Origin of the sequence: Chryseobacterium sp. CY350, assembly GCF_027945075.1 — a bacterium.
Lineage (GTDB): Bacteria > Bacteroidota > Bacteroidia > Flavobacteriales > Weeksellaceae > Chryseobacterium.
The window spans coordinates 1,300,266-1,312,993 of the sequence record NZ_CP116034.1; the positions used below are offsets into that span (position 1 = coordinate 1,300,266).

General features: G+C 34.5%; 12 protein-coding genes and 2 pseudogenes. 1 reads left to right on the forward strand and 13 read right to left on the reverse strand.

Annotated elements, in window-relative coordinates:
* Positions 1–85 precede the first annotated feature (85 nt).
* From PGH12_RS05875 to PGH12_RS05930, 13 genes and pseudogenes are all read right to left on the reverse strand, one after another.
* The gene (locus PGH12_RS05875) at positions 86–700 is read right to left on the reverse strand and encodes a PH domain-containing protein (protein WP_267597227.1); all 615 of its coding nucleotides are present in this window, start codon (positions 698–700) and stop codon (positions 86–88) included.
* A gap of 289 nt (positions 701–989) precedes the next feature.
* Positions 990–2,378 carry a dihydrolipoyl dehydrogenase gene (gene lpdA, locus PGH12_RS05880; RefSeq protein ID WP_267597229.1) on the reverse strand — a complete coding sequence of 463 codons (1,389 nt, stop codon included), beginning with the start codon at positions 2,376–2,378 and terminating at the stop codon, positions 990–992.
* A 173-nt stretch (positions 2,379–2,551) separates the two neighbouring features.
* Positions 2,552–2,824: a hypothetical protein gene (locus PGH12_RS05885; protein WP_267597231.1), complete on the reverse strand. Its 273-nt coding sequence runs from the start codon at positions 2,822–2,824 to the stop codon at positions 2,552–2,554.
* A 122-nt stretch (positions 2,825–2,946) separates the two neighbouring features.
* The gene (locus tag PGH12_RS05890; protein ID WP_267597233.1) at positions 2,947–4,257 is read right to left on the reverse strand and encodes a PQQ-dependent sugar dehydrogenase; all 1,311 of its coding nucleotides are present in this window, start codon (positions 4,255–4,257) and stop codon (positions 2,947–2,949) included.
* Positions 4,258–4,467: 210 nt separating this feature from the next.
* Positions 4,468–5,190: a YqjF family protein gene (locus PGH12_RS05895; protein WP_267597234.1), complete on the reverse strand. Its 723-nt coding sequence runs from the start codon at positions 5,188–5,190 to the stop codon at positions 4,468–4,470.
* Between the two features lie 213 nt (positions 5,191–5,403).
* Positions 5,404–5,817, reverse strand: coding sequence for a hypothetical protein (locus tag PGH12_RS05900; protein ID WP_267597235.1), 414 nt, complete (start codon positions 5,815–5,817; stop codon positions 5,404–5,406).
* A 149-nt stretch (positions 5,818–5,966) separates the two neighbouring features.
* Positions 5,967–6,470 (reverse strand): GbsR/MarR family transcriptional regulator, encoded by a 504-nt coding sequence (locus PGH12_RS05905; RefSeq protein ID WP_267597237.1) that lies wholly within the window; start codon positions 6,468–6,470, stop codon positions 5,967–5,969.
* Positions 6,471–6,578: 108 nt separating this feature from the next.
* Positions 6,579–7,616, reverse strand: a complete 1,038-nt coding sequence (locus PGH12_RS05910; RefSeq protein WP_420710258.1) for a vWA domain-containing protein — start codon at positions 7,614–7,616, stop codon at positions 6,579–6,581.
* Positions 7,604–8,077: a von Willebrand factor type A domain-containing protein gene (locus PGH12_RS19125; RefSeq protein WP_420710259.1), complete on the reverse strand. Its 474-nt coding sequence runs from the start codon at positions 8,075–8,077 to the stop codon at positions 7,604–7,606. Before PGH12_RS19125 ends, PGH12_RS05910 begins: the two co-directional genes overlap by 13 nt.
* Positions 8,057–8,470 (reverse strand): annotated as a pseudogene (locus PGH12_RS05915) (thrombospondin type 3 repeat-containing protein); the annotation flags it as partial. The gene PGH12_RS19125 and the pseudogene PGH12_RS05915, both read right to left, overlap by 21 nt.
* A gap of 291 nt (positions 8,471–8,761) precedes the next feature.
* Positions 8,762–9,352, reverse strand: coding sequence for a hypothetical protein (locus PGH12_RS05920; RefSeq protein WP_267597239.1), 591 nt, complete (start codon positions 9,350–9,352; stop codon positions 8,762–8,764).
* Positions 9,353–9,357: 5 nt separating this feature from the next.
* Positions 9,358–11,874: a vWA domain-containing protein gene (locus tag PGH12_RS05925; protein WP_267597241.1), complete on the reverse strand. Its 2,517-nt coding sequence runs from the start codon at positions 11,872–11,874 to the stop codon at positions 9,358–9,360.
* Between the two features lie 11 nt (positions 11,875–11,885).
* On the reverse strand, positions 11,886–12,404 hold the full coding sequence (locus PGH12_RS05930; protein WP_267597242.1) for an RNA polymerase sigma factor: 519 nt from the start codon (positions 12,402–12,404) through the stop codon (positions 11,886–11,888).
* Between the two features lie 156 nt (positions 12,405–12,560).
* On the opposite strand from PGH12_RS05930, the pseudogene PGH12_RS05935 reads away from it, so the two are divergent.
* Positions 12,561–12,719: pseudogene (locus tag PGH12_RS05935) on the forward strand (C1 family peptidase); the annotation flags it as partial.
* Positions 12,720–12,728: the final 9 nt, after the last annotated feature.

A 12,728-nucleotide genomic window follows, 5' to 3' on the forward strand; every position in this document is an offset into this window, starting at 1 on the left:
TATGCAACACTAATAATCTTTCGCCTCTTAAACGAAAAAACCACACATAGAATCTATGGTTTTTTCATTCTTCAGAATTTTAGTTCTAATTATTAATATATTTTTCAAAAATTCTTGAGAAATCTTTTTGATTATATCTGTCGAAACTATTGGTATTCCATGCGAATATATATTCGTTGATAGCTTTTAATTCCTGGCTTTTAGAAACATTTTCCTGTTTTCCGGATGCTACACTTGTAATTGCTTTCTGGATGCTGTCATTAGAAAAATTCAAAAGAGAATGATTGTGGTGAACTTCCTGCTGAATCGCCAAAAGTGCTTTATACAAATCTTTCAACTGATCGATCTGACCTTTCGCCACACTAATTAACAAAGGTACATTTCCCACGTTAAAGGAAATTTCAACATCCAAATCGATTGTTCCCGCAGTCTGCAAGGCAATATTTGAAAAAGGAAACTGATAATATTCGTATCTTTTAAGCACTCTTTTTCGGTCTAAAGCACTTGCTCCGTCAGTGTGAATAAGCGCTCTGTTTGTAAAACAGTACTCATCTCTTTTAGATTTAATTAAAAAGAAAATCTTCTCATTATCTTCAGATAAAATATAATCGTCAGAGTCTACTTTATCATAATCCTGAGATGGGATGATTTTACCTATATCTCCCAATCCTAAAGCTTCGGCAGCTAATTTTTTAAACATAATTTATTTTAATTTGTATTTATTACGTGAATAAAATTAAGAAAATAACTGAAATAAAATATAACGTAAGAAAAATTTTAATTATCACACATAATTTGAACACAGAGCACACAGAGTTTTTTTCCTATTTAACCGTTTTTAAGGCTCACAAAGGCGCTGACACTTCACCAAGATCACAAAGATTTTCCGATTAGTGTATTTTAATGAATATCAAAAAAAAAACATTTCGGTAAAAAAGAAAAACCACAGACGAATCTATGGTTTAAATATTAAAATAATAATTTTTTAATTAGATGTGAATCACTTCACCATAAGCAGCAGCAGCAGCTTCCATGATAGCTTCAGAAACCGTTGGATGCGGGTGAATAGATTTGATGATTTCGTGACCTGTAGTTTCCAGTTTTCTTGCAACAACCGCTTCAGCAACCATATCGGTAACACCTTCGCCAATCATGTGACAACCTAACCATTCGCCATATTTGGCATCAAAAATTACTTTAACGAATCCGTCTGTATTTCCGTTTGCCGTAGCTTTTCCACTTGCAGAAAGAGGGAATTTACCAACTTTAATTTCGTACCCTTTTTCTTTAGCCTGCTTCTCAGTAAGACCAACAGAAGCTACTTCAGGATGACAGTAAGTACATCCAGGAATATTGCCGTAATCAATTTTTTCAACATGCAATCCTTTGATTTTTTCTACACAAGTAATTCCTTCGGCAGAAGCAACGTGCGCTAAAGCCTGAGTCGGGATGATATCTCCAATCGCATAGTAACCAGGAACTGAAGTTTCGTACCATTCGTTAACCAAAACTCTTCCTTTATCTGTCTGAATGCCCACTTCCTCAAGACCAATGTTCTCAATATTTGCAGCGATCCCGACAGCAGATAATAATATATCAGCTTCAAGAGTAATATTTCCTTTTGCTGTTTTTACAGTTGCAACTACACCATTGCCGCTGGTATCTACGCTTTCAACAGATGCGTTGGTCATAATTTCGATCCCTGTTTTTTTCAAAGACTTCTCTAAGTGTTTTGAGATTTCTTCATCTTCTACAGGAACGATATTTGGTAAAAATTCAACAACAGTTACTTTCGTACCCATTGTGTTATAAAAATCGGCAAATTCTACTCCGATTGCTCCGGAACCTACAACGATCATAGATTTCGGCTGCTCAGGAAGAGATAAAGCCTGTCTGTATCCTATTACTTTTTTACCATCTTGTGGCAAGTTTGGTAATTCTCTAGAACGAGCTCCTGTAGCTAGGATAATGTTTGTTCCGGTATATTCAGTTACTTTTCCGTCTTTGTCGGTTACAGAAACTTTTTTACCTTTCTGCACTTTTGCAGTACCAAGAATTACGTCAATCTTATTCTTTTTCATTAAGAACTCAATTCCTTTGCTCATTTTAGAGGCAACTCCACGGCTTCTCTGGATAACATTTGGAAACTCAAAACTCGCTTCCACTTTATTTAAACCATAATCTTCAGCGTGATTGATGTAATGAAAAACCTGAGCAGACTTCAATAAAGCTTTTGTAGGAATACATCCCCAGTTAAGGCAGATTCCTCCTAAATTTTCTTTCTCGATAATTGCAGTTTTAAAACCCAACTGTGCCGCTCTGATTGCTGTAACATATCCACCAGGACCACTACCGATGACAATAATATCGTAATTCATTAGCTTAAAATTTTTATGCGAATTTACGGAAAAATATTGGATGTTTTGTCTTTCAACCGATGCATATGGCAATACTCCGTAAAAGTTTTAACGATTTAATTTTAAACACAAAAAGAGAACACTTTCGCATTCTCTTCGGTATTGTTGTTAATTCTTAATGAAATAAAATTTATTTATCTAGCAGCCCGCAAGAGTTTCTTCTCATTCTGATATCGGAGATTTAATGCTCTTAACTGCTCGTTTTTCATTTTCTTGGTTGCAACAGGATGGTTCATAATTAGTCTTTTTTCGTTCCTGTATCTTCTATCCAATTCACTGGTTTTACTGCTTGCCATCTGACTTTTTGACGGATGTGGCGGAGCAGGCGGTCTCGGCGGTCTTCTTTGTCCATAAGCATTGAAAGACAAACCAATGAGAAAAACTGCTGACATTAATAACTTTTTCATACTATTAAACTTTAATAATTAAAATCTTATGAATTCTAATTTGTTATATACGATCAACGTTGCATATTTCATACCACAAAATTTTTGCTAAATCATTGAGGATTAAATAAAACCTTCTGATTTTAATTTTTAGCGTATGCAACTCTCCAGACGATTCCGCTTACATCATCGGCAACAAGCAGCGAACCGTCAGCAATCTGCAAAACACCTACAGGTCTGCCGTAAACATCTCCTTTTTGTTCGTTTGCAATAAATCCGGTTAAAAATGGCTGATATGATCCTGAAGCTTTTCCGTTATTGAATGGGACAAAAGCCACCTGATAACCTGCGAGTGATGAGCGGTTCCAAGAGCCGTGCTGGCCGATAAAAGCTCCGTTTTTATATTTTTCAGGAAACTGATTACCGGTATAAAACGATAAGCCTAAAGAAGCAGTGTGCGATCCCAGAGGAACATCAGGCACTAATGTTTTTGCTACTAATTCAGGCTTCTCTCCTTTTCTTCTCGGATCTTCATTCTTTCCGAAATAAGCATACGGCCATCCGTAAAACTGACCCTGTTTTACGCTTGTCAGATAATCGGGAACAAGCTCGTCACCAAGCTCATCTCTTTCATTAACAACCGTATACAGTTCACCTGTAGCAGGATTCCAACTCATACCGACAGGATTTCTAAGACCTGCTGCATATATTTTTTCGCCACTTCCATCAAGATTTACTTCCAGAATATTGGCTCTTCTAACTTCATTCTCCATTCCGTTTTCTCCAACATTACTTCCGGAACCCACGGAAATATAAATTTTCGACTGCTCTTTATTGGCAATTAAATTTCTCGTCCAATGATTGTTGTAACCACCTGCCGGAAGATTTACGATTTTCTTTCCAGGCTGGGTAATCTTGGTGTCACCTTCTTTGTAAGGGTAAACCCAAAGTCCGTCGGTATTGGCAACATAAAATTTATCTTTAATAATCAACATTCCGTAAGGCTGATTTAATTGATCAAGGAACACAGAAGATGATTCCGGGATACCGTCTTTGTTCGCATCCCTGTATAAGATGATGCGGTTTGCAGATTTTCCGCCAACTTCAGCATCACTTTTCCCGCTGATATCATTTTTTATTTTCTCCGTTTTTGTGCGTTCAGAATTAGAAAGTACCACAAAAACATCTCCGTTAGCAGCCTGTATCATGTTTCTTGGGCTTTTAATATTTTCAGCAAAACGTGTAACAACAAATCCTTCGGGCGCTGTCGGAGTTTTTCCTGCAGGCCAGCCGATAACGTTGCTAAATTTGTTTTTGGAAGCCTTTTCATCAGGCGCAGGAAGTTTTAAGGTATCAGTTTTAGTAACGATTTCACTTTCCGAAGTTTTCTGCTTTTTATTGTCTTTACAACTGAAAAACAGCACTGCGACTGTCGGGAGAAGATATTTTTTCATAAATAAAATGTAAGGTTATAAAATATTGAGCAACAAAAATTACAAGAACCGTTCCCAAAAATGAAAACGGTTGCACATTTTTTAAATAGATCTTTATTTAATTTGTCTTTCATGCTAAGATTTACTTTTAGAGAAAATCAACTAAACAATTCAAATCACGTTTTTTTAAAATTTACTGTTAGGATAATTTCTATATTTATTTTTAAAAAATTAAACTTTTTCTGTCTTTTCACACAAGATATTTTTGGTTTTCACTGTAATTTCTGAACCTTCTGCGAGCATTACAGATATTGGTTTCTGTTGATTCAAATTTTTAAAATCCGTGCCGTAAAGCTTCTCAAAATCTACATTCATCTGATAATCTTTTACTCTGTACCAGTCCCACTTTGGATGACAGACTTCATACTCTGATGTCTTTTCGGATCTTTTTGTGTAGCCGAAATAATGCTCTGTAATAAATTCAAACTCTGAATCATTCTCCATCGGAAGCGCAACATTATCCGCTGTAATTTCTACAGAATGCCAGTTTTTATCTTTCCAGGAATATCTGATCATAAAATCGTTTTCGTTCTGTTGAATTTTATTTTTCATGCGCATCGTCTGATAATTTTCTCTGTAAACTGAGTTTGCAACAAAACTTAAAGCAGGCTTAGGAACGATTTCTTTGATAAAAACAACTCCTCTTTTCCACACATTTCCTTCGTTTTTCTTTACATAAAATCGAAGATTCACTTCCTCAAAGTTTCTGTGATACGGAACAGGAATTCCTAACAATTTGGTATTTAAAAACATAAAACCCACCAGACTAACATAACATTTTCCGTCATAATAATCGAGCTCAGTTCCTTCAGGGAGATATTTTTTTAATATTTCAGGATTTATATCGTAATTAATGATTGCTAATTTGCGCCATTCGGCTGTAAGGAAATTCATAATTTTTGTTTTAATTTTTTTTAAATCAATGACTTTTGGCTGGTTATGTATTCTTCTTGCATTGTAATAATTCTGCTGTTTTTCTGATCAGATTATTTCTCTCCAAAAGAAAAGTCATCATGTAATTTTTCTAAAGGGAAATCAGGAACCACGGCAAACTAATGTTATTTAATTCGAGGTAATTCTTTTATTTGGTTTAATTATTTTTGAATTTCAATCAATTAAATTCAGCTTTTTAATATTATTTTTATCATCAAACCAACTGATGTAAAGAGATATAAAAATCAATATCGGAGAAAGAATGATCCACGTTATGCCGATTGCTCCCAAAATATCCATCAAAGTTTCAGCATTAAATTCTTCTGCTAATAGATAAATCACGTAAGTAATCACCACAAAAGTTGCAGCGTAAATATAAAAATTGCGGAAATCTGTTTGTAAATACTTTTTGTTGAAAAATTTAGTGATATTCAAACCATATTGAATGAAAGCCAAAATAAAAAAATCAACAATAAAGATCTTCGAAAATAAGCGATCTTCTGAGTAAATATACGTTGCGAAACTTAACAACAGAATAATAATGAGAATGATCTGAATAGTAAATTCATACTTAAAAAGAGTTTTCATGATCGTAAATTTTAAAAGGTTATTCTTTTTGTTTTTCTTCCGAAATAAAAAATGAGTACTAAATGAATGATTAAATTTTTCATAATTATAATATTTTCAGTAATTATTGAAAGTTAATTTGAAATAAAAAAGGATTTTTGAAGTCCTTTCTATTTTAATAAATTGGTGATCTTCCCGACCAGCCAATGATCGTCGCTCTTTATCGCGAGATCCATTATATTGTTAATTTTGCTGGTGACATTGCTGAAGTCGTCCATCAACTTGATAAATTCTTTTGCTTCGTCAGAATTGTTATCTTCAATATTTTTCAGTTCATCCAGAAATGCGACAACAGGTTCTATTTCTCTTTTTCTGCGCTCTTTGGTAATTTGTTTAAATAAAAACCATACATCTTTTTCAGCAGTGAAATATTCTTTCCTATCGCCTTTGATGAATTCTTTTTTCACAATTCCCCAATCCATTAGTGCGCGGAGATTCATATTGGCGTTTCCTCTGGAAATTTCCAATAATTCCATTACCTCATCTGTTGATAATGCCTTTCCGTTGGCCAGAAGTAAGGAGTGAACCTGAGCCATAGTGCGGTTGATTCCCCAACTTGTGGCAAAAGTTCCCCAAGTCTGAATATATTTTTCTTTGGCTTCTGAAAGTTTCATTTCTTATCTGATTTTCTATTACAAATATACTCATAGTTTTTGAATTTTCAATAATATTTGAAACTTTATTTTAAAAAAGAAATCTCCGGAGAAATTTCTTTTTAAATTTTACTTTTTAGAGGCTTTATATTTTTCTACAAGCTTAATGAATTCTGCACGATACCCTTCTTCATCTTTCCCCTTATTCTGTTTTGCCAGATTTAGAATTTCATTGAGGTTTTTCCTTTTAATCAGTTTAGAATCTCTTAAAACCAATCCAAACCAAGCTACGGAAGATGCAAATTTAAAATCGGAACTCACTTTAGCATCTGAAACAGCAGAATTTTTAACAACTTGAGAAATCTCTGCACTTTTTGATCCCGCAGGTTTTTTATAACGGAATTTTATAGTGGCCAGTTCTTCGCCGTACTTTTGTGCTGTTGAAGCTTTTGAATATTTCAATTTATTAGCCTTCGGTAGAAATTCGGAGCTGGAATCTGGAGAGATGATTTCATACAAAGCGGTTACAGTATGCCCACTTCCCAATTCTCCTGCATCAATTTTGTCATCTGAAAAGTCTTCATTTCTCAGTTTCCTGTTTTCGTATCCGATTAACCGATAAGATTTTACATATTTAGGATTGAATTCGATCTGAATCTTAACATCTTTTGCAATCGTATAAATATTTCCGGCAAACTCTTTTCCTAAAAATTTATTTGCTTCCTGAAGATTATCAATGTAAGCATATTTTCCGTTGCCTTTATCGGCTAAAGTTTCCATTTTATTGTCTTTGTAATTTCCCATTCCGTATCCCAGACAGGTAAGAAAAATGCCTGTTTTTCTTTTTTCCGTAATCAGTGTTTCCAGATCACCTTTTGATGAATCTCCTACATTAAAATCTCCGTCTGTTGCCAAAATTACACGGTTGTTTCCACCTTTCACAAAATTTTCCTGAGCGAGTTTGTATGCCAATTCTATTCCGGCTCCTCCAGCAGTGCTTCCACCTGCATATAATCTGTCTAAAGCTTCTGTAATTTTCCCTTTTTCCTTCGCCGAAGTTGGCGCTAAAACCATTCCTGCACTTCCTGCATAGACAACAATCGCGACTTTATCCTGAGGTCTTAACTGATCTAATAAAATTTTAAAAGATGATTTTAATACGGTAATTTATTCTCCGCAGACATGGAGCCGGAAACATCAATCAGGAAAACAATATTCGAAGTGGGAAGATTCTTTAAAGGAATATTTTTACCTTTTAAACCTATTTTCAATAATTTGTGATTCGGGTTCCAGGGTGAAACACTGTATTCTGTATTAATAGAAAACGGATCACTATTTTTTGGCTGAGGATAACTGTAGTTGAAATAATTGATCATCTCCTCTACTCTCACAGCATTTTTATAGACTTCATTACCATCGTTAATCATACTTCTGACATTCGAATAAGAAGCATTATCTACATCAATTGAAAAAGTTGACAGCGGCTGGTTTTTCGTTAATTCAAAAGGATTTTCAACTAAAGCCTCATATTCTTCATTGCTGTAATCTCTCTCTGTACGGATTATTTTTTTGTTTCTTTTTTTAGCTCCGACATGATTGTTATAAACTTTGCTTGTATAATAGGACATCTCATTATAAGAACTGGAAATTTCCATAGCAACCTGTGTTTTAGGCTTTGGACAACCATTATATTCCGGCATTCCGGGAACTGTAGGACACGCATCGTCTTTATCCAAAATACCGTCTCCATCTGTATCCGGCCAAGGACAGCCGTTGTTTTCGGCAGGTCCTGCAACGGTAGGACACGCGTCATCTTTATCAATCACGCCATCTCCGTCAGTTTCCGGCCACGGACAGCCGTTATTCTCAACTAATCCCGCAACGTCTTTGCACAAATCATCTTTGTCGGGAACACCATCATTGTCTAAATCTGGCCACGGACAACCTTTGTTTTCAACGAATCCGGCAATTTCAGGACATTTATCTCGGTTGTTCTTCAGACCATCTTGATCTTTATCCTTTTTGATGCTTAATTTTTGAGATTCCTTTGTAGAATCGGGAACATTTTTGGTTTTGCAACTTCCTAAGAAAGCCAACGCAAGCGCTATGATATATATTTTTTTCATACTCTTAACTAATGGAAATTTAATAATCCACTATTGTATAGATGCGAAAATTTGAAAAGGTTGCAGTGTAATGTTAAGCTCTAAGGATAATTTCTAAAATAAAAAACAATTTAAATATAAGAATTCATAATAATAACAAAGAAATCTCCGAAGACATTTCTTTGTTAGCATATATCTTTCTTTACTTCAACGAATATAAATTACATTTGCTTCCTTCACGTTTTTCGGTGTCCTTGTAAGAATTTTCAAATATATAAGATCACCGTTTTTATCAACTTTATCGAGACTAATAGCTTTGATTTGCATTAAATTAGATTCATCAAATTGCATCATATCTGCATTTTCATTGATTATTTCTCCGTCAATTGAAAAAATCAATCTGTTACTTTTCGGAATTTTATATTTTTCGATCAAATCATGCAGGGAAATTATTTTAACTGACCTCTTAGATTTAGTTGTTACAATCATTCTGTCTTTTGTTTTAGAACCATTTTCGTTGCGCCCTTTCTCAACAGAAAAAGATTCAATTTTGTCAGGATTTATCGTTTTGATTATCTCAAAAGTTGTTTCGTTCCCATTTAAAATAATGGCCGGTTTTTCCTTAAGGTGATCATTGGGATAGATAATTCTAGGCGTTTTGTCATCCATCGTATACGGTTGAAAAGCACTACTTTTTAATCCGTCAGACCTTTCATTTATTTTTCCATATTCGTCTTTCTGTGCAGCTATTGAAATGCTGAACATCATTAAAAATAAAATCAAACTTTTAAACACCATTTCAATCATTTTAAACTTGACAAATACGTTTCCACTAATCTTACAAACTCAGCTCTGTACCCTTCCTCATCTTTACCTTTTCCCTTTTTTGCAAGCTCTTCAATTTTATTGAGATCCTTGATCTTAATTAAATTTGAATCTCTCAAAACCAATCCAAACCAGGCAACAGATGTAGCAAATTTAAAATCGTCACTCGCAGAAGAAATTGATTCATGTGAGCTTTTTACGACCTGTACAATCTCAGAACTCGCGTCTCCATCAGGTTTTTTATAACGGAACTTCACCGTTGCCAATTCATCTCCGAAATTATCCTCACTTGTGTTTTTAGTATATTTTAAATTCGTTTCTTTTGGTAAAAATTCAGAATTTACATCATTCGGAATCACTTCATATAAAGCCGTAACAGTATGTCCGCTTCCCAATTCTCCTGCATCAATTTTATCGTTGGTAAAGTCTTCATTTCTCAACTTTCTGTTTTCGTAACCTATTAACCTATATGACTTTACGAATTTCATATTAAATTCAATCTGAATTTTAACATCTTTCGCAATGGCATACATACTTCCTGCAAACTCTTTTCCGAGAAATTTATTGGCTTCCTGCATATTGTCGATATAGGCGTAATTTCCGTTGCCTTTATCTGCTAAAGTTTCCATTCGGTTGTCTTTGAAATTTCCCATTCCAAAACCTAAACAGGTAAGAAAAACTCCCGATTTTCTTTTCTCTTCAATTAAAGTTCCCAGATCTCCGGTAGAAGACGTACCGACATTAAAATCTCCATCGGTTGCGATAATTACACGGTTATTTCCACCTTTGATGAAGTTTTCCTGAGCCAATTTGTAAGCTAATTCGATTCCGGCTCCGCCTGCTGTACTTCCACCCGCCTGTAGATTCTCAAGAGCATTCAGGATTTTATCTTTTTCCTTTGCGGATGTGGGTGGCAAAATCATTCCTGCACTTCCTGCGTAGACTACAATTCCAACTTTATCCTGCGGTCGCAATTGATCTAAAAGAACTTTGAAAGAGCTTTTTAATAATGGTAATTTATTCGCAGCATCCATCGAACCGGACACGTCAATCAAAAAGACAAAATTTGAACTTGGCAATTTATCCATCGGAATTTTTTTCCCCTGAAGTCCGATTTTCAACAGTTTATGTTTAGGATTCCACGGAGAAGCATTATATTCTGTATTGATTGAAAACGGCTGATTATTTTGAGGTTGTGGATAATTGTATTTAAAATAATTGATCATTTCCTCAATTCGCACTGCACTTTTATTCACAATTTCACCATTATTAATCATTCTTCGGATGTTGGAATATGCCGCATTATCAACATCAATCGAAAAAGTAGAAACCGACTGATTTTCGGTCAGTTCAAAAGGATTTTCTACCAATGCATCATATTCTTCAGTATTATTTTGTTGAATTTGCTTTGAAAGATTAATACTATCCTGAACTTTCTGAAGTTTTTTGAATGCTTTTTTCTCTTTTCGGGAAAGTTTTTTGGTTATAATAATGATAACACCATTCGAAGCTCTGCTTCCAAATATTGCTGTTGCAGAAGCATCTTTTAAAACCGAAATACTTTCAATTTTATTGGGGTTTAATGCTGCAAGAGAATTTTGATCTGAAACTACTCCATTTATAACATATAAAGGATTTTTACCACCGCTTAAGCTTTTGCTTCCTCTTATTAAAATACTTGCTGATCCCGGAGTAGCATCTACAGACGAAATCTGAAGACCCGAAACTTTTCCTGCTAAAGCCTGTTGAACGTTGTTACTCCGTTTAAATTCATTTCTGATATTTGATGTCTCCGAGTAATTATTAAAGCCGCTATTTCCAAAACCATTCACGGCAATCGTTGAAGACGCAATGATATTTCCTTTTGCTTTTTTTGAACGCCTGCCTTCCAAACTTTGTGAGCTTACCACAGAAACGGCACTTGATGTATAGGATTGCTTTTTCACAGGTCGTAGTCCTACTAAAACTACCTCATCAATACTTTGAACTTTATCTTTATCCAAAATACCGTCTCCATTTGTTTCTTCATAAGTTATTGTTTCTTTTGGAATATCTGCATTATGTGGTGCTAAATCATTGTGATAAATTGGAGAAATTTCAGGTTTAGGAATAATTGTTTCGTAGGCTAAAACTTCAGGTTTTTGAATTACTTTTTGAGATTGAATTCCCTCCTCAATATTAGATTTCACAATACTGTCAATTACCTGAACATTAGGATTTACTTTAGGTAAAATAGTATTTTGAGAAATTTGAGGCTTAGAAATATCAACAATATCCTTTTTATTAATAAAATAAAATGCTCCCAAACCAATAACCAAACTCGCTGCAATTCCGTACGGAAACCAGATTGGGACGATTCTCTTTTTGTCTTCTTTTTTATCTAATTTCTCTTCTACTCTCGCCCAAACTTTATCAAAACCCGGAAAAGTCGCAGGTTCTTCTACAGATTGAGAAGCGTCATTGAATTTTTTATCTATATCGTGATTGTTTTCCATTGTGTAAAAGTTTAAATGTTGTGATTAACCAATAATTCCTGAAGTTTTTTTCTGGCGAAATTGAGCTGCGACTTTGAAGTTCCTTCGCTGATAGAAAGCATTGTCGCAATTTCTTTGTGCGGATAACCCTCAATTGCAAACAGATTGAAAATAGCTCTGCAACCTTCCGGAAGAAAATTGAGAAGCTTCAGAATATCTTTTTCGAAAGAAATACTGTCTGTGGGAGAACCTGTGGATTCTACAAATTCGTCTTCCAAAGAAATTTCGAGTGTTTTCATGCTTCTTAATTTCTGCAAACATTCGTTGACGGCAATTTTTCTTGCCCAGGCTTCAAAAATTTCGTGGTTTTGCAACTGATTAAGCTTTGTGAAAATTTTATAAAAAGTATCGGCCAATACTTCTTCTATATCTTCATCGTTTTTCAGATAGCGTTTGCAAACTGAATACAGCTTGCCCGCCATTTTTTCGTAAACTTTCCGCTGTGCATTGCGATTGTTCCGTTGGCATTCTAACAGTAATTCTTTTTCCATAGTCAGGCTTTATACTCTTATAGATGCAGAAAATTTCAAAATGGTTGGAAACATTCTAAACTTTTTCTAAAAATAAGGAAATACTGAAATGATTAGATACAAAACTTTTACTTAATCTTGATTGCAAATGATTAAATAAACATTGAACTATTTGTAAAATCTCAAACCGGAAAAGAATACTATATGGTGAAAAATTCTTGGGGTGTAACCAACGATTTTGATGGATATTTGTATGTGACAAAACCGTATGTTGAGTATAAATCAACTGCAATTCTGGTTCATAAAAATGCAATTCCAAAGAACATCAGAAAATAATTGAAACCA

Excerpts from the sequence above, each read along its gene's own strand:
- PGH12_RS05890 (WP_267597233.1), bottom strand. The coding sequence starts at position 4,257 with ATGAAAAAATATCTTCTCCCGACAGTCGCAGTGCTGTTTTTCAGTTGT.
- PGH12_RS05885 (WP_267597231.1), bottom strand. The coding sequence starts at position 2,824 with ATGAAAAAGTTATTAATGTCAGCAGTTTTTCTCATTGGTTTGTCTTTC.
- lpdA (WP_267597229.1), bottom strand. The coding sequence starts at position 2,378 with ATGAATTACGATATTATTGTCATCGGTAGTGGTCCTGGTGGATATGTT.
- PGH12_RS05895 (WP_267597234.1), bottom strand. The coding sequence starts at position 5,190 with ATGAATTTCCTTACAGCCGAATGGCGCAAATTAGCAATCATTAATTAC.
- PGH12_RS05925 (WP_267597241.1), bottom strand. The coding sequence starts at position 11,874 with ATGGAAAACAATCACGATATAGATAAAAAATTCAATGACGCTTCTCAA.
- PGH12_RS19125 (WP_420710259.1), bottom strand. The coding sequence starts at position 8,077 with ATGTCCTATTATACAAGCAAAGTTTATAACAATCATGTCGGAGCTAAA.
- PGH12_RS05920 (WP_267597239.1), bottom strand. The coding sequence starts at position 9,352 with ATGGTGTTTAAAAGTTTGATTTTATTTTTAATGATGTTCAGCATTTCA.
- PGH12_RS05905 (WP_267597237.1), bottom strand. The coding sequence starts at position 6,470 with ATGAAACTTTCAGAAGCCAAAGAAAAATATATTCAGACTTGGGGAACT.
- PGH12_RS05875 (WP_267597227.1), bottom strand. The coding sequence starts at position 700 with ATGTTTAAAAAATTAGCTGCCGAAGCTTTAGGATTGGGAGATATAGGT.
- PGH12_RS05930 (WP_267597242.1), bottom strand. The coding sequence starts at position 12,404 with ATGGAAAAAGAATTACTGTTAGAATGCCAACGGAACAATCGCAATGCA.
- PGH12_RS05900 (WP_267597235.1), bottom strand. The coding sequence starts at position 5,817 with ATGAAAACTCTTTTTAAGTATGAATTTACTATTCAGATCATTCTCATT.